20 protein-coding genes are annotated in these 18,311 nt (G+C 59.0%); 7 read left to right on the top strand and 13 right to left on the bottom strand.

Going from position 1 to position 18,311, the window contains the following annotated elements; translation table 11 throughout:
• Window positions 1–2 precede the first annotated feature (2 nt).
• The gene (locus tag ACFPM8_RS04195) at window positions 3–386 is read left to right on the top strand and encodes a roadblock/LC7 domain-containing protein (RefSeq protein WP_378995270.1); all 384 of its coding nucleotides are present in this window, start codon (window positions 3–5) and stop codon (window positions 384–386) included.
• A gap of 204 nt (window positions 387–590) precedes the next feature.
• Window positions 591–950 (top strand): hypothetical protein, encoded by a 360-nt coding sequence (locus ACFPM8_RS04200; RefSeq protein ID WP_378995272.1) that lies wholly within the window; start codon window positions 591–593, stop codon window positions 948–950.
• Between the two features lie 60 nt (window positions 951–1,010).
• Here the strand turns inward: ACFPM8_RS04200 and ACFPM8_RS04205 are convergent, their stop codons facing one another.
• From ACFPM8_RS04205 to ACFPM8_RS04235, 7 genes are all read right to left on the bottom strand, one after another.
• Complete coding sequence (locus tag ACFPM8_RS04205) at window positions 1,011–1,646, bottom strand: hypothetical protein (RefSeq protein ID WP_378995274.1); 636 nt, start codon at window positions 1,644–1,646, stop codon at window positions 1,011–1,013.
• Window positions 1,647–1,656: 10 nt separating this feature from the next.
• Window positions 1,657–2,622, bottom strand: a complete 966-nt coding sequence (dapA, locus tag ACFPM8_RS04210; RefSeq protein ID WP_378995276.1) for a 4-hydroxy-tetrahydrodipicolinate synthase — start codon at window positions 2,620–2,622, stop codon at window positions 1,657–1,659.
• A gap of 111 nt (window positions 2,623–2,733) precedes the next feature.
• Window positions 2,734–3,000 (bottom strand): hypothetical protein, encoded by a 267-nt coding sequence (locus ACFPM8_RS04215; RefSeq protein ID WP_378995278.1) that lies wholly within the window; start codon window positions 2,998–3,000, stop codon window positions 2,734–2,736.
• Window positions 3,001–3,356: 356 nt separating this feature from the next.
• Window positions 3,357–3,968: a glutathione S-transferase family protein gene (locus ACFPM8_RS04220; RefSeq protein ID WP_378995279.1), complete on the bottom strand. Its 612-nt coding sequence runs from the start codon at window positions 3,966–3,968 to the stop codon at window positions 3,357–3,359.
• Between the two features lie 152 nt (window positions 3,969–4,120).
• Window positions 4,121–5,266, bottom strand: a complete 1,146-nt coding sequence (locus ACFPM8_RS04225) for a branched-chain amino acid ABC transporter substrate-binding protein (RefSeq protein WP_378995281.1) — start codon at window positions 5,264–5,266, stop codon at window positions 4,121–4,123.
• Window positions 5,267–5,373: 107 nt separating this feature from the next.
• Window positions 5,374–5,910 carry a BON domain-containing protein gene (locus ACFPM8_RS04230; RefSeq protein ID WP_378995283.1) on the bottom strand — a complete coding sequence of 179 codons (537 nt, stop codon included), beginning with the start codon at window positions 5,908–5,910 and terminating at the stop codon, window positions 5,374–5,376.
• 61 nt (window positions 5,911–5,971) lie between these two features.
• Window positions 5,972–6,217 (bottom strand): FitA-like ribbon-helix-helix domain-containing protein, encoded by a 246-nt coding sequence (locus ACFPM8_RS04235; RefSeq protein WP_378995285.1) that lies wholly within the window; start codon window positions 6,215–6,217, stop codon window positions 5,972–5,974.
• A gap of 123 nt (window positions 6,218–6,340) precedes the next feature.
• Between ACFPM8_RS04235 and ACFPM8_RS04240 the strand changes: the two genes are divergently transcribed.
• From ACFPM8_RS04240 to ACFPM8_RS04250, 3 genes are all read left to right on the top strand, one after another.
• Window positions 6,341–7,594 carry a hypothetical protein gene (locus ACFPM8_RS04240; RefSeq protein ID WP_378995287.1) on the top strand — a complete coding sequence of 418 codons (1,254 nt, stop codon included), beginning with the start codon at window positions 6,341–6,343 and terminating at the stop codon, window positions 7,592–7,594.
• Window positions 7,595–7,743: 149 nt separating this feature from the next.
• Window positions 7,744–9,120 (top strand): NfeD family protein, encoded by a 1,377-nt coding sequence (locus ACFPM8_RS04245; protein ID WP_378995288.1) that lies wholly within the window; start codon window positions 7,744–7,746, stop codon window positions 9,118–9,120.
• Window positions 9,121–9,122: 2 nt separating this feature from the next.
• Complete coding sequence (locus ACFPM8_RS04250; protein ID WP_378995290.1) at window positions 9,123–9,893, top strand: slipin family protein; 771 nt, start codon at window positions 9,123–9,125, stop codon at window positions 9,891–9,893.
• 121 nt (window positions 9,894–10,014) lie between these two features.
• On the opposite strand, the gene ACFPM8_RS04255 is transcribed toward ACFPM8_RS04250, so the two are convergent.
• The 4 genes from ACFPM8_RS04255 to argS form a co-directional block, all read right to left on the bottom strand.
• Window positions 10,015–10,803 (bottom strand): SDR family oxidoreductase, encoded by a 789-nt coding sequence (locus ACFPM8_RS04255; protein ID WP_378995292.1) that lies wholly within the window; start codon window positions 10,801–10,803, stop codon window positions 10,015–10,017.
• 127 nt (window positions 10,804–10,930) lie between these two features.
• Window positions 10,931–11,644, bottom strand: coding sequence for a thiol:disulfide interchange protein DsbA/DsbL (locus ACFPM8_RS04260; protein ID WP_378995294.1), 714 nt, complete (start codon window positions 11,642–11,644; stop codon window positions 10,931–10,933).
• A gap of 186 nt (window positions 11,645–11,830) precedes the next feature.
• On the bottom strand, window positions 11,831–12,493 hold the full coding sequence (locus ACFPM8_RS04265; RefSeq protein ID WP_378995297.1) for an SPOR domain-containing protein: 663 nt from the start codon (window positions 12,491–12,493) through the stop codon (window positions 11,831–11,833).
• A 22-nt stretch (window positions 12,494–12,515) separates the two neighbouring features.
• Window positions 12,516–14,261: an arginine--tRNA ligase gene (argS, locus tag ACFPM8_RS04270; RefSeq protein WP_378995299.1), complete on the bottom strand. Its 1,746-nt coding sequence runs from the start codon at window positions 14,259–14,261 to the stop codon at window positions 12,516–12,518.
• A gap of 219 nt (window positions 14,262–14,480) precedes the next feature.
• Between argS and ACFPM8_RS04275 the strand changes: the two genes are divergently transcribed.
• Both ACFPM8_RS04275 and ACFPM8_RS04280 read left to right on the top strand, forming a co-directional pair.
• The gene (locus ACFPM8_RS04275; RefSeq protein ID WP_378995301.1) at window positions 14,481–15,077 is read left to right on the top strand and encodes a nitroreductase family protein; all 597 of its coding nucleotides are present in this window, start codon (window positions 14,481–14,483) and stop codon (window positions 15,075–15,077) included.
• Between the two features lie 151 nt (window positions 15,078–15,228).
• On the top strand, window positions 15,229–15,744 hold the full coding sequence (locus ACFPM8_RS04280) for a hypothetical protein (protein ID WP_378995303.1): 516 nt from the start codon (window positions 15,229–15,231) through the stop codon (window positions 15,742–15,744).
• Between the two features lie 78 nt (window positions 15,745–15,822).
• On the opposite strand, the gene ACFPM8_RS04285 is transcribed toward ACFPM8_RS04280, so the two are convergent.
• Together ACFPM8_RS04285 and ACFPM8_RS04290 are read right to left on the bottom strand one after the other, a co-directional pair.
• The gene (locus ACFPM8_RS04285) at window positions 15,823–16,023 is read right to left on the bottom strand and encodes a YbdD/YjiX family protein (protein WP_378995305.1); all 201 of its coding nucleotides are present in this window, start codon (window positions 16,021–16,023) and stop codon (window positions 15,823–15,825) included.
• A 10-nt stretch (window positions 16,024–16,033) separates the two neighbouring features.
• Window positions 16,034–18,106 (bottom strand): carbon starvation CstA family protein, encoded by a 2,073-nt coding sequence (locus ACFPM8_RS04290; protein WP_378995307.1) that lies wholly within the window; start codon window positions 18,104–18,106, stop codon window positions 16,034–16,036.
• Window positions 18,107–18,311: the final 205 nt, after the last annotated feature.

Genomic DNA, 18,311 nt, shown 5'->3' on the forward strand with positions numbered 1-18,311 from the left:
ACATGCATTTGACGCCACAACACATTCAATGGTGCGAACAGGAACTGGAGCAGATTGTCGAGCAATCGCAATACCTGGACGGCGCCGCAATATGCACCACCGACGGGCTCGGGATCGTCGTGAGATTGCCGGCGTCGATTAATCCCGATCACATCTGCGCGATGAGCAGTTCACTGTTCGGGATCGCCGCAGCGTTGCAGGCGGAATCTCAAATGGATGGCTACAAGGCGCTGCTGGTCGATGCGCAGTCCGGAAAAATCGTGATCACGTTGTTTAAGCTGGCCGGGATTGAGCTGCTTTTGGTCCAACTGGGCAAGGCTGCCGCGACCCTCGGCGCACTGAATGTCACTGCCCGGGGGTTTTCCGAGAAAACCGCCAGCACCTGATGGGCGCCTCGAAAAACCGTAGCGAGCGGCCCAAGGTCGGGGGGAGAAGCGCAGCTGTACGGAGGTACAGCGACGAATATGTCACCTCTGCAGCACCAAGATTGGCGAGTTTGCCAAACCTTGCAGTAGATTTTTAGAGGTGGCCGGATTTGTATCGTGCGTGGTAATCAGACCACGCATTTATCTTCAGAAAGGAAAGCCGTAATGTCAAACATCAAAGAATCCTTGAACAACTTGCTCGATCTGGACGGCGCATTAGGCTGCGCGGTGGTTGACGCCAGCAGCGGCATGATGCTCGGTTCGGCCGGTAGCGGGGGCGATCTTGAAATCGCCGCGGCAGGCAACACCGAAGTGGTGCGCGCCATCATGAAAACCAATAAGGCACTCGGCGTAATTGACGAAATCGAGGACATCCTGATTACCCTGGGCAAGCAGTACCATATTCTCCGCTTGCTGCCGCAGAAGCCGGGTTTGTTTCTTTACTATGCGCTGGACCACGCCAAATCCAACCTGGCCCTGGCACGCCGTCAGGCCCAGGATGTCGGCAAGGCCTTGACGCTGTGATCGTTTCGAATCGAAATCGGAATGATGGATAGACGCGCAGCAGGCACCAAGCGAGCACGCTCAGGCGCTGAATATTCCTCTGTATAGCGCCGACATATCCGCGATGGTGCGGGCGTCGGCAGGTTTTTGTCGGCCCGTCGACAGGCCGGCTTCCAGCGTTTCGAACACATCCAGCCTGCCGTGGATCGCTGTGTTAACCGACTTCGCGGCAGGAATCCTGTCCAGCAACGCCTGGATCTTATCGGCTGTGTCATCGGCAAAGTCATTGACCGCTCCGATGATCACGGCGAGTACCCGCAAGTTCGGATTGGACAGGCGGCCGGTTTCGATGCGCTCGATAATTTTTCGGTGGGCATTCGAATTGATGCTGCCGGCTTGGAGTGGGATCAGCGCGACCCGGGCTGTCGTCAATGCCGATCTGCTTGCCGCAGAATCGCCGTCGGCGGTGTCGATCACGACATCGTTGTAACTCGGCAGCAGGCGTTCAAGTTCCGCCGGAAAATCCTGCTGGCATATGGTGCGTGCCGAGGCTCTCGGTTTGATGTCGACTGCCGTCAGCGCAGCGTCCATCGGCTCCTGGGCGTCAGCCGAAATCAACAATACATTGCGGCCGGCCAGCCCCCTGAGCACCGCCAGGTTATTTGCGAGAACGGCGCTTTCCGCGTCATTCCCTTCGTTCACCGTTGTGATGATCATGCGTCCTTCACTAGTGAATGCCGCTCTCGGTCTGAGAGAGGCCGTTGAAAGCATGGTCCCCATCGGCGTCGATCCGCGTCTGCCGGGCCGCCATAGTCGCGTTCGGGATTGCCGCCAACTGCTCCAGGGCACGGGCCATTTTTTCCTTGCCGGCGCTGGACATCGGCGTCATCGGCAAGCGCAATTCTTCATGGATTTTCCCCTGAATTGCCAGCGCCGTCTTCACCGGACCCGGGTTGGGTTCGGAAAACAGCAGCTCGATCAATGGCAGCAGCGCGTTGAAAATCGCGCGCGCGTGCGCCAGCTGCCCGGCACGCACCAGGTCGAACATTTGGACATACAGATCGGGGCGAATGTGTGCCGCGGCAGAAATCGCGCCGTGACCGCCGAGGCAAAGTGTGGTCAACAACAGGCTATCGTCGCCGCTCAGTACCTTCAGCGGCGTCTGATTGATCAATGCCGTCAGTTGCGACACGCTGCCGCCGGATTCCTTGACCGCGACAAAATGCGGATCGGCTGCCAGCGCACGCATCGTTGCCGGCTCGATGTTGACGCCGGTGCGGCCGGGAATATTGTAAAGAACGATGGGCCGATCGGTGGCTGCAGCAATCGTCTGGAAGTGCAGACGTATCCCCTGTTGCGATGGCTTGACGTAGGACGGCGCAGAAATCAGGAACCCGGCAAGCGCCGCATCGCGCAAGCCGGCCGCCCTTGCCGCCACCGCCCTGGTATCGCTGCCGCCGAGGCCCATCAGCACCGGACAGCGGCCATCGGCGGCCTCCAGCACCGCGGCCAACAGCGCTGTTTGTTCATCGTCGCTCAGGGTCGCCGCTTCGCCTGTGGTGCCGCATGCGACCAGGCCGTGAATCCCGGCTTGCAGCAGATTTTCGACCAGGCGTTGGGTCGAAAGAAAATCTATGCGGCCGTTGTGAAAAGGGGTGACCAGCGGAACCCAGATGCCATCGAAGGGGAGCATGTTTTTTGGATGATTTGAAAAAAATGAATGGAGAAAAATTGCCGGCGCGCTTTATGTTTTCGGCACGATAGTCGAGTAAGACCATGTGCGGCAAGCGCATCAAGGAGCGGCTTAATGGCGTGTGATGCGGCCGAATTCGGCACTGGGCAGCGCCTGCATGATGGCGCTCATGATCAAATTCCACGCCGGGGCGCTGACGCAGAAACACAGCTTGATCTTCCTGGCGTGATCGATGGTCTGGGTTTGCATGAACGACACCAGGTCGCCGCAAGTACCGGTCAACAGATGCCGCAACTGACCGGCACAATCTGCTTCCACCGTGATATCCATCATGAAGCCGCGATGTGCTGCGCCGGCGGGCGCAACGGTGCGCTGCATGCTGCGTGACGGGGCGGAGGAAATGGAACTAATGCTGGCGGAAATTGCTGGCGGCACGGAGGTCTGGATTGCCGCTGCATTGCTTGCCGCTGATGGGTAGCGGCCGGGGGATGCGATGGTTGTTGCGGAGAGTCGGGACCCATCATGCTGGCGATGGATATCGGATTGCACCAATCTTAAAAGGGCGCGACGCATAGTGAACCTGCTTAGGTTGTGAACATGGTTACAGGCTAGCAGTTCAAAAATAAAGATTCCCTAAAAAAATGGCAGCAGCTTGTAAACGGCGAGTAAAAATTTGTCACCGCCGAACCCGTGACGCGCTCAACTCACGTATGAGTTGAGCGCGCACCGTTGTTTTACGGAGCCGTCTTCTGCCAGGCGTCAAGCGCCTGCACCCGTTCAAACCACGCTTGCAAGTTGCGGTACTGGCGCACCGGAAGCTTGGCCATAACGGTCGACATCAATGGCGCCGCGATGGCAAAATCGGCGAGCGTCAAACCGGAGCCGACAACCCATTCGCGGCCGGCCAAGTGGGCATCCAGCGTGCTCGCAAATATCGCCAGCTGTTCTTCGCCGTGCCTGATTGCGGCCGCGTCGGGAGCGCCGGCGCCGATCATCGCTTTAATCCAATTTTCCCAATTCAGAATCTCGATCGCCGGGGAAAAATGTTGTGCCGTCCAAAACAGCCAGCGGTTGACGTCGGCCCTGGCATGCAGGTCGGTCGGATAAATCGTTTGCCCCGGCGTCTTTTCCGCCAGGTATTGCATGATCGCGCATGATTCCCAGAGGATGAAATCGCCATCCACCAGGACCGGGATCTTCTCGTTCGGATTGACCGCGAGCAGTTGCTTGCGCTGCTCCGTGCTGGACAAGTCGATGCTGACCAGCTCGACCGGCTGGTTCAGGTGAACCGCGGTCATGACGGCACGGCGGGCGTTGGATGACAGCGGACTGTGGTAAAGGCGCATGCTAACTATCTCCTGTGAATGTTGACAGCGCCATCTTAGGCCACGCTACTGACAGTTTCTGTCAGTAGTCTGCGGTCAACTATGAATGGTTAAAAAAAGAGGCGCAAATTTTGCGCCTCCTTTTTTACTTGCCGTTCAATTCGGAATGCCGCTTATTTGATCACCGACAGTAATGTTTGCTCGCGATTCTTATAGGTGTAGATCGACAGCGTACCGTTCTTGATATCGCCCTTGTCATCGAAGGCGATGGTGCCGGTGACACCCTCGTGCTTGATTTTGCTCAATGCCGGCAGGAAGGTTTTCGGATCGGTCGAACCGGCTTTTTGCATGGCGTCGGCGATGGTCATCACCGCATCGTACGAATACGGCGCGTATTGCACGATGTCGGCGTTATAGCGCTTCTTGTATGCGCTCTTGAACGCGTCCATCTTTTTCTGACCGGAGGCTTCGACGCCGCCGGCAATCGCGCAGAATACCCGGCCGTCGATCAAGCCTTCGCCAGCCAGACGCGGCAAGGCCGAGGTGCAGATCGCGTCGCCGCCCATGAATTTGGCGCTGATCCCGAGCTGTCGCATCTGGCGCAGCATGGTGCCGGCGCTGGCGTCGATGCCGCCGAAGAAAACCAGGTCCGGCTGCTTGGCCTTGATCGCGGTCAGGATCGCGGTGAAATCGGTGGCCCGGTCATTGGTATATTGGGTCGCAACGATATTGACGCCGTTGGTTTTGGCGTTTTTGATGAACTCTTCGGCCAGGCCCTGACCGTAAGCGGTGCGGTCATCGATCACGGCGATATTTTTTGCGTGCAGGGTTTGCGCCGCATAGCGGCCCAAGGTGGCGCCCAGCTGGATATCGTTGGCGACCACGCGGAAGGTGGTGTTGAAGCCCTGTTGTGTGTATTTGGCGCTGGTGGCCGAGGGCGAAATCTGCGGAATGCCGGCATCGAAATAAATCTTCGAAGCCGGGATCGACGTGCCCGATTGCAGATGGCCGATCACCGCCGCCACATTGGCATCAACCAGTTTTTGCGCGACCGTGGCGGCTTGCTTGGGATCGCTGGCATCGTCTTCCGCCTGCAATACAAATTTGATCTGCTTGCCGCCGATCGTGACGCCCTTGGCGTTCAAGTCCTCGACCGCCATCCGCGCGCCGTTTTCATTGTCCTTGCCGACGTGCGCGACCGGGCCGGTAATCGGGCCGACATGGGCAATTTTGACCACTTGTTCCTGCGCATGGGCCGCGCCGGCGCATGCAAAGGCGATGGTTATCGTCAACGACATCATAGTGGCTTTGATCTGCATGTATTTTCCTCGGGAGTTGATGTACCGCGTTCGCGGGCGAGTGCCCACTTTTCAATTTTGCTGAAAAACAAGCATATTATCTCAGCCGCGGCGCAATTGAAGCCACCTCAACGTTGCGGCGCCACCGGATACGGCACCTGCCGGCTGCCCACCGGCCTGAGATTGACGATCACCCGTTCTATGTCGGGCTCGGCGCGGACGAAAGCTTCCAGCGCCGCAGCATCGATGGCCGGGTCGGCGCTACAGCCTTCGACCCACACAAAGCGACGCTGAAACGTCAGCCACAAGCTGCTGCGGGCAAAGGCGGGATCGCGGGCAAAATGCGCCTGCACCGATTGCGCAATCGCCGCATCGTAAAGATATGAATTCGGCTTGCTGCACTTGCCGGCGAGCCAGCAACTGTTGCCGCGCTCGACCCGCGAGTGCGATTCTTTTTTGGCTTCGGCCTCGGTGGAAAACGGACCGAGCGGCAGCGGGCAATCGGCCACCGCGTTGCGCACCTGGATAAATGGATCGTGATACCAATTCTGCAGCGTTTCGCTATGGACTACTGAGCTTAGCGCTAGCCAGCATATCGGCAGCACGGTATGCAGTGCCTTGCGCCTGGGTAGAAACCGGGATAGCGGCGGCGTTGCGTTCTCCATTGCGTTCTCCATTCAACCTGTCGACGCATCAGTTCAGACAAGACGTTGGTATCGAGCACCATCATTCGGGCAGGTCCGCCGGGCACGGCTTTTCCTGGCGTTCAGGCAGGTCGAGTTCGGCCCCGCCCAAGACTGCAAAGCGCTGATGGATGCGGCTGCCGATGCCGCCCTGTTCGTTCGGCTTGGTCAATGCGCGCCGCAGAATCACCCGCACTTCCTCTTCCATCGAGCGCTGATGCAAGGCCGCCTCGATACGCAAACGGGCTTTCAGATCATCGTCGAAATTTCGAATCGTCAGAGTAGCCACATAAGCTCCATTTGCTAGCAATGATGGCAATGCTAGATCAAATATCCAGAGACGGCAGCATGTTGCTCTATATCAAATACGGATATGCAGCTACCATCCCCAAAAAGTGGAAGGAAACCAAATATGAAAACAGCAATAAACACCTGCTTGCTCTGCGTGCTGGCATTGATCTTGTCGGCGTGCGCCTCGCTCTCGACCGCCATCTCGCAATTCGAAGGCGGCGACTATGTCGCCAGCGTGAAATCGACCGTCGCCTATCTGGACAAGAAATACCAGAAAGGCGATTACGACGACGCCCAAGACAGGATAGGCGTCAGCGAACGCTTCCGCCTGATGGAGGCCAATTACGACAACATCATCCGCAACACCAACGAGCATGAATATGACAAGAAAATAAACGCCTATAGCGATCTGCTAGAGATCAGGACTTTGCTGGCAAGCCGGAACTACGCAGCCAGGTATACCGATCTGGCGAGCAAGTATTCCGACGCCTCGCTGCGGGAAAAACTGGCTGGCGAATACTATGCCAAGGCCAAAACCGCCGCCGCTTTCAAGAACGACAGGCTGGCGGCGATCAGCTTTGCCGCCGCGGTCGATACCTATCAAAAATACGGCGACTACAAGGACGCAAAAAAGCAGTCCGAGAAATACCTGTTTGCGGCCGACAATCTGGATGCGGACCGGTATTACAAGCAAGGTGTGGAACTTGCCGGCAATAATCCGCAGCGCAGCAAGAGCCGCTACCGGGACGCCGGGCTGGCGTTCCAGCAAGCCTACGAGGTGTATCGGGCGCACGGCAGCTACAAGGATGCGCAGCCGCTGGCCGACAAATACAAGGCGCTGGGCATCGTCGTGGTGCAGATGAACAGCAACGACCAGGACGGCGAGCTCACCAGAACAGTGATGGGCCTGCTGGATCTCGGCTTCACCAGGTTCCAGTCCCGGCCGGGCGAAAACGCCGATCTGGCGGTGTATATCAACAGCACGTACCGCTACTATCCGCCGAGTTTCAGGGAGTACGTCGAGGCCGTGAGCGAAAATGTCGAAGTCAAAAATCCGGACGGCAGCAAGGCGGTCCGGACCTATCGATTCAACCGCAGGGTCACGGTCGAAGAAACCGCCTGCCAGGCCACGCTGGATCTGAGCTTCGCCAGAAATGCCAATCTGAACACCCAGCTCAACGAAGTCGCGGAAAGCCGCCGCACCACCACCAGCTATTACGGCAACGTCCCGGACAGCGGCAGATACCGGACCAGGACCGATGGCTATCTGGAAGACAGCAATCAACTGTGGCAAAGAGCGCAAAGACAACTGGTCGAGCGGCTTGCCGGCGACAACGGGATCAGGATCGTCCAGGATCAGATACGCAGTTTTTAAAGCTGTCCTGCTATCTTTTCCGCAAACACATCGGGGCGACGCTCGCCGCCCCGTTCCCTTACCAGCCAACTAAACAAAACTTTCGTTTATTTGGATTTCTGCAATAATTAAACGAGTTCCCCCCTTCAATTTCGCTGCTTCGAGCAATCATGCTGAAGTGTCTGAAAACCCTGGCATTGGTGTGCTTCTGGCTCACCCTGAGCGCGGGCCATGCCGCGCCCGTCGTGGTGATCCCGCTGGTCGGCGCGATCGGCCCGGCCAGCGCCGATTTTGTCACGCGCGGCATCCTGCGGGCAAAAACCGAAGGGGCGCAGCTGGTGGTGCTGCGGATGGATACGCCGGGCGGGCTGGATAGTTCGATGCGCCAGATTATCCAGGCCATCCTGGCCTCGCCGGTGCCGGTCGCCAGCTATGTCGCACCGGGCGGCGCCCGCGCCGCCAGCGCCGGCACTTATATCCTGTACGCCAGCCACATCGCGGCCATGGCGCCCGGCACCAATCTGGGCGCGGCCACCCCGGTGCAGATCGGCATCGGCAATCCAATGAAGCCGGAACCGCCCAAAAATCCCGCGGACAAGAACGACAAAGCCGCATCCGCCCCGGCCGCGGAACCCGATACCCAAGACGCGATGACAAAAAAGCAGGTGCACGATGCGGCGGCCTACATCCGCGGCCTGGCGCAGATGCGCGGACGCAACGTCGAATGGGCCGAGCGCGCGGTGCGGGAGGCGGTCAGCCTGTCGGTGGACGAAGCGCTGGCGCAGAAAGTGATCGACCTCTCGGCCCGCGATGTGCCTGAGCTGCTGCTCAAGCTGAACGGCCGCAAAGTCAGCACCGCCAACGGCGAACACGTGCTGCAGACTGCCGGCGCGACTATCGTGACGATAGAGCCGGATTGGAGAAACCGGTTCCTGGCGGTCATCACCAATCCGAGCATGGCCCTGATCCTGATGATGATCGGAATTTACGGCTTGATTTTCGAATTCTCCAACCCGGGTTTCGTACTGCCGGGGGTGGTCGGCGCGATCTGCCTGTTGCTCGGCTTGTTTGCATTGCAAATGCTGCCGGTCAACTATGCCGGCCTGGCGCTGATTCTGCTGGGCATGGGATTGCTGACGGCGGAAGTGTTTTTGCCCACTTTCGGCATCATCGGCGTCGGCGGCATCATCGCCTTCGCGCTCGGTGCGCTGATATTGATCGATACCGATTTGCCCGGCTTCGGCATCCCGCTGTCGCTGATTGTGACTCTGGCGGCGTTCACCGCGCTGTTCATTTTCTTCATTTCCAGCCTGGTGCTGAAAGCCCGCCGGCGGCCGGTGGTCAGCGGCCAGGAAGCCTTGCTGGGCAGTGCCGGCATCATGCTGTACGACCTGCAGGCAGGCGAAGGCTGGGCCCGCGTCCATAGCGAACAATGGCGGGTGCAAAGCACGGTGCCGCTGCGGAAGGGCCAGCGGGTGCGAGTGACAGCGCGCAGCGGCCTGACGTTGAGCGTGACGCCGATCAATGAGGTCGAACCGGGAGAGTAGCGATGGGACTCACATTCAGCTTCAGCGGCGTGGTATTGCTGGTGATCGCGCTGCTGGCGATTTCGGCGTTCCGCATTCTGCGCGAATACGAACGCGGCGTGGTCTTCATGCTGGGCCGTTTCTGGAAAGTGAAAGGACCGGGACTGATTTTCCTGATTCCGGTGGTGCAGCAAATGGTGAAGGTGGATTTGCGCACGGTGGTGTTCGATGTGCCGCCGCAGGATGTGATCACGCGCGACAACGTCTCGGTCAAGGTCAATGCGGTGGTTTATTTTCGTATCGTCGATCCGGAAAAATCGGTGATCCAGGTGGTCAAGTACTTCGATGCCACCAGCCAGCTGGCGCAGACCACGCTGCGAGCGGTACTCGGCAAGCACGAGCTGGATGAACTGCTGTCCGAGCGCGAACGGCTCAATCTCGACATCCAGAAAGTGCTCGACACCCAAACCGATGCCTGGGGCATCAAGGTCTCCACCGTTGAAATAAAACACGTCGACATCAACGAGACCATGATCCGCGCTATCGCCCGCCAAGCAGAGGCCGAACGCGAACGACGCGCCAAAATCATTCATGCCGAGGGCGAGTTGCAAGCCTCGGCCAAACTGCTGGAAGCAGCGCAGATGCTGTCGCAACAGCCGCAAGCGATGCAGTTGCGCTATCTGCAAACGCTGACCAACATCGCCGGCGACAAAAGTAGCACCATCGTGTTTCCGATGCCGATGGATATCTTCACGGTGCTGGCGAATGCCAAAGGCGGCAAGACGGCGGAATAACTACTCAGTTCAGGACACCTCTAAAAGCCGTAGCGAGCGGCCCAAAGTCGGGGCGAGAAGCGGAGTCGTACGGAGGTACGGCGAGCATCGCAGCCCCGAGATTGGGCTGCGCAGTAGGCTTTTAGGGGTGTCCTTGGTGCTTGCGTGCCTTATGCGGAGCCTTGGCAAACACCATGTCGTACAGCCAGTTCGGCAACAGCCGCAACAGTTTGGCGACCACGCCCATTTGCCACGGTATCACCCGATAGCTGCTGCCGGCGTCGATCGCCGCGACGGCTTTGCCCGCGAATTGCCGGACCGGCATCAGGAACGGCATTTTATAGCGATTCACTTGCGTCATCGGGGTGTCGATATAACCGGGAACGATGGTGACCACCTTGACGCCGCTGGCACGCAACTCAACCCGTAGCGATTCGCAATAGCTGATCAGCGCCGCTTTCGAGCCGCTGTAAGCGCCGCCGCCAGGCAGGCCGCGGATGCCGGCCACGCTGCCGATCCCGACCAGCCGGCAATCTCGACCGGCTTGCGCCTGCCGCTTCATGCTCGCGATAAAAGGGGTGAAAGTGGCGACCGCCGCCATGACATTGGTGGCAAACACTTGTTCGAATACCTGCTGGTCTTCGGCATGCTCGGTCAGCGTGCCGTGTGAGATCCCAGCATTGGCAATCACCACATCGACGCCATCGCCGGCAGCGATGAAATCTTCGGCGGCAGCCGTCAATGCGGCATGATCGGTGACATCCAGCGCGTACAGGCGATGCCGCTCGGGATGCGGCAGGCTGGCGAGCAGCTGTTGCAGCTGCGGCTGGCGCCGCGCCACCAGCCCGAGCTGCGCGCCCTGCTCGGCATACTGTTGCGCCAGCGCGGCGCCGATGCCGCTGGAGGCGCCGGTGATGAATATGCGTTTCATGGAATCGATCAATCGTTAACGAAGTTGGCATGGTAAAGCTTTACCGGCCGGCATCAATAAAAAAGTCCGTCCTCTTGCGAGTGACGGACTTTTCAAAACTCAGGACTGACGATGCTGATCGGTTCGCTTATTTCTTGGCGACCGGCGCCACTGCTGTTTTAGCCTTCTCGGCCGCCACCTTGGTCACCAGGCTGTCCATCACTTGCATGGTCGACTTGAACAGTTCAGGTTCCGTTTTGCCGGCACCGGCGGTCTTGCCAACGATAGATGGCGATGTCACAAAGCGACCGTCGATCACGATGGTCGGTACGCCGTCGATCTTGTAATACTCTTGCAGCTTCGCCACTTGCGTCACCTTGGTCTGCACACCGAACGATCCATAGGTATCGACAAATTTGGCTTTATCCAGACCTTGCTTGACGGCGAAGTCGATGATGGCGTCGTCTTTATCGAAGCGCTGCCGTTGAATATGGATTGCGTTGAATACCTTCTGGTGCATCTTGCCCAACTGGCCCATTGCCTCCAGCGTGTAATACAGCTTTTGTTCCGGTATGGAACGCGGATCGAAAGCGACCGGTACGCGCTTGAAAGTGATCTTGTCGCCTTGCTTGGCTACCCAGCTTTCCAGCGTCGGTTCCAGCGCGTTGCAATGTGGGCAGAAATACCCGAAGAATTCAATGACTTCGACCTTTTTGCCGGGCTCGGTCGGTTGCGGATTGTCGAGCACCGTGTATTCGGCACCGGCAGCAGGGTTGGCAGGCGATGCGCTGGCGCTGGCGGCGACCAGGCCGAGACTCAGGGTAAGGCCGACCAGGGCCAATGTTTTTTGGATAAAACGCATAAAAATAATTCCTATCGAGTTGAAGTTACACAGGTTAACGGTGCAGCAAAATCAGCCTTCTAGCAGGGTGTTGAAAAACGTAGCGAGCGGGTCGAGTTTTGGTCGAGGAGCGGAGCCGTACGAGTAGTACGCCGAGCACCACAGACCGAAAATCGGCACGCGCAGTAGTTTTTCAACACCTTGCCCTTATTTCGCAGTCCGGACAACGGCTGCATTGACGCCGTTATCTGACAGCTTGCTACGCATCCGGTTCATTGTTTCCAACTGGGAAAACGGTCCGATCCGCACCCGGAACAAGGTGCCATTGTCGGTCTGGTGCTCACTGATGCGCGCCTCAAACCCGTTTAATGCCAGTCTGGCCCTGGCGCTCTCGGCTTCTGTCTGCTCGCGGAAAGCCCCGACCTGCAGGTAGTAAATCCAGTCGTCGTTGGGGCCTTCCGGCTTGCTCTTGGCTTCGGCTATTTCGCCGGCGGTTTGCTTGGCCTTGTCGGTGCTTGACTTGTCCGCCGCCGGGGTCGACTTGTCCTGCGATTTCGCTGCGGGCGGGGTTTTCTCGCCGCCGTGGTTGGTCTCAGGCACGGCAGGCGCAAAGGCTTTGGCGGCCTCCCTTGACGGCTCCTTGTTGCCGTACAAGGACTTGTTCGGATCGGGCAGCTGCGCCGGCGTCGCTGCCGGCGCGGCGGTGATCGGCTCAGACGCCCGTTCCGCCTTCGATGATTTGTTGGTAAAAGGTGTAGGCGTTTTGGTAATCATGATCGCCACCACCACCGCTATCGCCAGGCCGATAATCAGGCCGAAAATAAATCCCAGTAAAGTACCGCCAGCTTGCTTATTGTTCAATTTGCTCATGCTTATCCTGGTTACATTCAAATCACATCCGGGTCGGCGCCGATACGCCGATCAGCGCCAAACCATTCTGCAACACTTGACGGGTGGCGCACAACAAGGCCAGACGCGCCATTTTGACGGCTTGATCGTCGACCAATACGCGCTCTGCATTGTAGTAGCTGTGCAACTCGCCCGCCAAATCGCGCAGATAAAAGGCGACTTGATGCGGGCCTAGCTCTTCCAGCGCGCGTTGCAGCATTTCCGGATATTCGGCCAGCTTGGCCAGCAAAGTGGCCTCGCGCGGCGCGGTCAGCGGGCTCAGGTCGACCGCGTTCAAGCCAGCCTCGTCGCCGTTCCATTGCGCCAGTACCGAGCAAATGCGGGCATGCGCGTATTGCACGTAATAGACCGGGTTTTCATCTGACTTGGCCAGCGCCAGATCGACGTCGAACACGAACTCGGTATCGGCCTTGCGCGAAATCAGGAAGAAGCGCACCGCGTCGCGGCCGCGGGTCAGGTCGCGTGGGGCTTCGTCGCCGGCCTGCGCTGCGCTGTCATTGCCGGTCGACCATTCAATCAGGTCGCGCACGGTGACGTAGGAACCGGCGCGCTTGGAAATCTTCACTTCCTCGCCGTTCTTCATTACCGTCACCATCTTGTGCAACACGTAATCCGGATAGCCTTGCGGAATCCCCATGTTGACGGCTTGCAAACCGGCGCGGACGCGGGCGATGGTGCCGTGGTGGTCGCTGCCCTGGATATTGATGACCTGGCCGAAGCCGCGCTGCCATTTGGTGATGTGATAGGCAACGTCGGGCACGAAGTAGGTGTAGGTGCCGTCGGTCTTTTTCATCACGCGGTCTTTGTCGTCGCCGTAGTCGGTGGTGCGCAACCACAGCGCGCCGTCCTGCTCGTAGGTGACGCCGGCGGCGACCAGGGCGTCCACGGCGGCGGCCACCTTGCCGTCTTTATATAGAGACGACTCCAGGTAATAGTTGTCGAATTTGACGCCGAACGCCAACAAGTCCAGATCCTGCTCGCGGCGCAGATAAGTCACGGCAAACTTGCGGATCGATTCGATATCCTCGATATCGCCGCTGGCGGTGGCCGGTTCGCCATCGCTGGCGGCGACCGTCTTTTTGGCCAGGAAATCCTGGGCGATCTCGGCGATATAGTCGCCGTTATAGGCGCTCTCCGGCCACTCTGCATCGCCCGGCTTGAAGCCCTTGGCGCGCGCCTGGACCGAAGTCGCGAGGGTCGCGATCTGGACCCCGGCATCGTTGTAATAGAACTCGCGGGTGACATCGAAACCCTGCGCCTGGAACAGCGCCGACAGTGCGTCGCCGAGCGCGCCCTGACGGCCGTGGCCGACATGCAAAGGTCCGGTCGGATTGGCCGAAACAAATTCCACCAGGACCTTTTTGCCGGCGCCGAGCTGGCTCTTGCCGTAGGCTGCCGCCTCTTGCAATACCGCCCGCACCACTTGCTGCTTGGCCGCTGCGGTCAGGCGCAGATTGATAAAGCCGGGGCCGGCGATCTCGGCCGACGCGATCAGATCACCGTGCTCGGTGCTGGCCAGCACCGCCGCCACCAGCGTTTGCGCCAGTTCACGCGGATTTTTCTTGAGCGGTTTAGCCAGCTGCATCGCGATGTTGCAGGCGACGTCGCCGTGCGACGGATCGCGCGGACGCTCCAGCGTCACGCTTGGTTGCAACCCGGTGCCGGCCACGATCGGCTGCAAGGCGGTGTTGAAAAGGTCGATGATCTGTTGTTTTTGTTGTGCAAGCATAAGAGTGGTTTCAGTGGTACGGAAGCCGTACGGGGTTATGCGGAAAATCTAAGCAGTCTGGATTATACCGACTTGGCGCATCAATCTGAGCTTGCGTGGCGGCGGGCAATAGCGCATTTGTAACGCAATGCAAGCGACAAAAACTGCTGCTAAGATGCAACGGTTTTGCCCGTTTGTATCATTTTTCATATCCGCTCTACCCCGTTCACAGGAATAGCAATGACCAATTTCGCAGCACGTACCGCCGATCACCCCATAGCCCCGCAATTCATCCAGCGCTGGTCGCCGCGCGCTTTTGCCAGCGACCAGATTTCCGAAGCGGAGTTGCTGACGATCCTGGAAGCCGCCCGCTGGGCGCCGTCGTCCTACAACTCGCAACCGTGGCGTTTTGTGTTCGCTCGCCGCGGCACGCCGCACTGGAACAATTTGCTGGGCTTGCTCAACGATTTCAACCGCAGCTGGGCCGAAGGCGCATCGGCGCTGGTGATCGTGCTGTCGAAAACCACCTTCACGCCGCCCGGCAGTGCCAACACGCACCCTGCCCCCTATCATTCGTTCGACGCCGGTTCGTCCTGGGCTTATCTGGCGCTGCAAGCCGGTCTGTCCGGCTGGCATGCGCACGGCATGGCCGGTTTCGACAAGGAAAAAACCCGCAGCGTATTGGGCGTGCCGGCCGACTATGCGATTGAAATCGCGGTCGCCATCGGTAAAGTCGGCGACAAGGCGCTGCTGCCGGAGTCCCTGCAAGCGGGTGAAGCACCGAGCCCGCGCCAGCCTTTGAGCACGCTGGCATTTGAAGGTGCTTTCAAGGCTTGATGTTTTTGCGTCTATCAGCCTGACCTGGCCGCTGTCGGATGACGGCAGCGGCCAGGTGCCGGTCGCCAGGTGCTGAAAATCGTTTTAAATCATCTCTTCTCCTGCCTCTAGCCTTATTCTTCTAGCTTTAACCCTCTAGCCTTAAATCTCCATGCAATTGACACCACGCCGCCGCTTGTTCGGCATGCTTTTCTGGGCGCTGCTCACCGCTTTCTTTTTTGCCAATGTGGAAATCCAGATCGAAGGCGGCGCGGGCTGGGCGACCGGCTTGCCGACCTGGCGCATCGAGCACCACTGGTTGCTGGATATCTTTTGGGGCGGACGCGCCATGACCGGTTATCACGCCTGGGTATTTCCATTCATCGCGCTGATGTTTCATTACCCGATCTGGTTCAACGGCAGCTGGAACTGGCGCGACGAATGCCGGATCCTGGCCTCTATCATGCTGTTCTGGATTGCCGAAGACTGGCTCTGGTTTTTGCTGAATCCGCTGTACGGGCTGGCGCGCTTCAATCCAGTCGACGTGCCGTGGCATAAGCACTGGCTGGGACCGGTTCCGACCGATTACTGGGTTTATACGATTGTGGCGCTATTGCTGCTCTGGCATGCCGAGCGGAAACACGGTCAACAGTCCCTGACGCCAGCGGCAAAAAAAATGCCGACCTAAAATTCAGTCGGCAAAAACATCGTCATGGGATGTTGGGGTGCTTAAGTGCTTACTTAAGCGTGAATCCGGTAAATGTTTTTAGCAGCAGCGTCCAATCCGGCCATTGCCGCCATAGCGCGCCTCCTGGCGCTCGCGAAAAAACTCTTCGTAACTCATCACCGGCTGATCCGGATGGTTGGTTTCCATGTGCGTCACATAGGTGCTGTATTCAGGCACGCCGACCATCAGCCGCATGCTTTGCCCGAGATAGCGTCCGGCCTTGGCGAGTTCGTCCAGCATCGGTGGTTCCTCAGGCTTGCGGCAATGCGCTTGCCGGCAGCGATTCGAACGGCGTTTCTTTGGTGCTCGGCCGATGGGCGGCGCGCGCCGCCAGCACCGTCCGGATGCCAAAGCCCAGGATGCTCAGCAACACCATGATGAAGATACCGGCCAGCGCAGCATCGACATAATCGTTGAAGATCACTTGCTGCATTTGCGCCATCGACTTGGCCGGCGCCAGCAATTTGCCGTCGGCCAATGCCGCTTTATATTTAGCCGCATGCGCCAGGAAGCCGACCCGTGGATTGGCATCGAATATTTTTTGCCAGCCGGCGGTCAAGGTGCAAATCAGAATCCACACGGTCGGCACGATCGTGACCCAGGCAAAGCGGTCGCGCTTCATCTTGAACAAGACGCAAGTCGCCAGGATCAGTGCGATGCCGGCCAGCATCTGGTTGGAAATCCCGAACAGCGGCCACAAGGTATTGATCCCGCCCAGCGGATCGACCACGCCCTGATACAGGAAATAGCCCCAGCCGGCGACGCACAGGCCGGTGGCAATCAGGCTGGCCGGCAGCGAATCGATCTTGCGCATCGACGGCACGAAAGTGCCGAGCAGATCTTGCAGCATGAAACGGCCGGCGCGGGTGCCCGCATCCACCGCAGTCAGGATGAACAGCGCTTCGAACAGGATCGCGAAGTGATACCAGAACGCCATCATGACCTTGCCGCCGCCGATGCTGGACAGGATGTGCGCCATCCCCACCGCCAAGGTCGGCGCGCCGCCGGCGCGTGAAATGATGCTGTGTTCGCCGACGTCCTTGGCGACCTGGGCCAGCATTTCCGGCGTCACGTAGAAGCCCCACTGCGACACCGCATGGGCGGCCGAATCGACCGTGCTGCCGATCAATGCGGCCGGACTGTTCATTGCAAAATAGACGCCAGGTTCAATGCAGGATGCGGCGATCAGGGCCATCACCGCGACGAACGATTCCATCAGCATCGCGCCGTAGCCGATGAAGCGTGCGTGACGTTCGTTCTCCAGCAGTTTCGGGGTGGTGCCGGAGGCGATCAAAGCATGGAAGCCGGATACCGCGCCGCAAGCGATGGTGATGAACAGGAACGGGAACAGGCGGCCCGACCAGACCGGGCCGGAGCCGTCCATGAACTGGGTGAACGCCGGCATTTTGAGTTGCGGGGCGACAAACACGATGCCCAGCGCCAGGGCGACGATGGTGCCGATTTTGAGGAAGGTCGACAAATAATCACGCGGTGCCAGCAACAGCCAGACCGGCAACACTGAAGCGATGAAGCCGTAGCCGATCAACATCCAGGTCAGCTCTTTGCCGGTGAACGTAAACAGCGCGCCGAGCACCGGATTTTCCTGCACGTATTGGCCGCCGATGATCGCCAGCATCAGCAATACGAAGCCGATCAGCGAGACTTCGCCGATGCGGCCGGGACGGAGGTAGCGGGTGTAGACGCCCATGAACAAGGCGATGGGGATGGTGACCGCGACGGTAAACGTGCCCCACGGCGATTCGGCCAGCGCCTTGACCACGATCAAGGCCAGCACCGCCAGGATGATCAGCATGATCATGAAAGCGCCGAACAAGGCGATCACGCCGGGCACCTGGCCCAACTCGGATTTGATCAGATCGCCCAGCGAACGGCCGTCGCGCCGGGTCGAGATGAACAACACCATCAAATCCTGCACCGCGCCGGCAAACACCACCCCGGCCAGGATCCATAGCACGCCGGGCAGATAACCCATCTGCGCCGCCAGCACCGGGCCGACCAGCGGACCGGCGCCGGCGATGGCGGCAAAGTGATGGCCAAACAGGACGTTTTTATTGGTCGGTACGTAGTCCAGGCCGTCGTTGTATTTGTAGGCCGGCGTCATCCGGTTGGGATCCAGGCCCAGCACCCGGTCGGCAATGAACAGGCTGTAAAAACGGTAAGCGATCAGGTAGACGCAGACCGCGGCAATCACGATCCAGATGGCGCTGATCGATTCGCCGCGCTGCAGGCCGATGTAGCCGAACGCGAAGGCGCCGAGCACCGCCAGCGCAAGCCAGGCCATTTTTGACAATAAGCGATTCATTGTTCTCCTCCCAGGTGGGGATGAATATTTTAGGGCACCTCGGAAAACCTACTGCGCAGCCCAATCTCGGGCCTGTGATGCTCGCCGTACCTCAGTACGGCTGCGCTTCTCGACCCGACCTTGGGCCGCTCGCTACGGTTTTTCGAGGCGCCCTATAGAAATTATTGTTTTTGGCAGTACGGAATGAGCAAGCCTGCCGGGCAGT

The sequence above is a fragment of the Paraherbaspirillum soli genome, assembly GCF_042654985.1.
Taxonomy (GTDB): domain Bacteria; phylum Pseudomonadota; class Gammaproteobacteria; order Burkholderiales; family Burkholderiaceae_D; genus Paraherbaspirillum; species Paraherbaspirillum soli.

What these genes read in the sequence shown, in the direction of transcription:
- ACFPM8_RS04275 (WP_378995301.1), top strand. Translation starts at nt 14,481, where the DNA reads ATGACCAATTTCGCAGCACGTACCGCCGATCACCCCATAGCCCCGCAA.
- ACFPM8_RS04205 (WP_378995274.1), bottom strand. Translation starts at nt 1,646, where the DNA reads ATGATCATCACAACGGTGAACGAAGGGAATGACGCGGAAAGCGCCGTT.
- ACFPM8_RS04290 (WP_378995307.1), bottom strand. Translation starts at nt 18,106, where the DNA reads ATGAATCGCTTATTGTCAAAAATGGCCTGGCTTGCGCTGGCGGTGCTC.
- ACFPM8_RS04280 (WP_378995303.1), top strand. Translation starts at nt 15,229, where the DNA reads ATGCAATTGACACCACGCCGCCGCTTGTTCGGCATGCTTTTCTGGGCG.
- ACFPM8_RS04240 (WP_378995287.1), top strand. Translation starts at nt 6,341, where the DNA reads ATGAAAACAGCAATAAACACCTGCTTGCTCTGCGTGCTGGCATTGATC.
- ACFPM8_RS04230 (WP_378995283.1), bottom strand. Translation starts at nt 5,910, where the DNA reads ATGGAGAACGCAACGCCGCCGCTATCCCGGTTTCTACCCAGGCGCAAG.
- ACFPM8_RS04250 (WP_378995290.1), top strand. Translation starts at nt 9,123, where the DNA reads ATGGGACTCACATTCAGCTTCAGCGGCGTGGTATTGCTGGTGATCGCG.
- argS (WP_378995299.1), bottom strand. Translation starts at nt 14,261, where the DNA reads ATGCTTGCACAACAAAAACAACAGATCATCGACCTTTTCAACACCGCC.
- ACFPM8_RS04225 (WP_378995281.1), bottom strand. Translation starts at nt 5,266, where the DNA reads ATGCAGATCAAAGCCACTATGATGTCGTTGACGATAACCATCGCCTTT.
- ACFPM8_RS04255 (WP_378995292.1), bottom strand. Translation starts at nt 10,803, where the DNA reads ATGAAACGCATATTCATCACCGGCGCCTCCAGCGGCATCGGCGCCGCG.
- ACFPM8_RS04195 (WP_378995270.1), top strand. Translation starts at nt 3, where the DNA reads ATGCATTTGACGCCACAACACATTCAATGGTGCGAACAGGAACTGGAG.
- ACFPM8_RS04285 (WP_378995305.1), bottom strand. Translation starts at nt 16,023, where the DNA reads ATGCTGGACGAACTCGCCAAGGCCGGACGCTATCTCGGGCAAAGCATG.
- ACFPM8_RS04245 (WP_378995288.1), top strand. Translation starts at nt 7,744, where the DNA reads ATGCTGAAGTGTCTGAAAACCCTGGCATTGGTGTGCTTCTGGCTCACC.
- ACFPM8_RS04200 (WP_378995272.1), top strand. Translation starts at nt 591, where the DNA reads ATGTCAAACATCAAAGAATCCTTGAACAACTTGCTCGATCTGGACGGC.
- ACFPM8_RS04265 (WP_378995297.1), bottom strand. Translation starts at nt 12,493, where the DNA reads ATGAGCAAATTGAACAATAAGCAAGCTGGCGGTACTTTACTGGGATTT.
- ACFPM8_RS04215 (WP_378995278.1), bottom strand. Translation starts at nt 3,000, where the DNA reads ATGCAGCGCACCGTTGCGCCCGCCGGCGCAGCACATCGCGGCTTCATG.
- ACFPM8_RS04220 (WP_378995279.1), bottom strand. Translation starts at nt 3,968, where the DNA reads ATGCGCCTTTACCACAGTCCGCTGTCATCCAACGCCCGCCGTGCCGTC.
- ACFPM8_RS04260 (WP_378995294.1), bottom strand. Translation starts at nt 11,644, where the DNA reads ATGCGTTTTATCCAAAAAACATTGGCCCTGGTCGGCCTTACCCTGAGT.
- dapA (WP_378995276.1), bottom strand. Translation starts at nt 2,622, where the DNA reads ATGCTCCCCTTCGATGGCATCTGGGTTCCGCTGGTCACCCCTTTTCAC.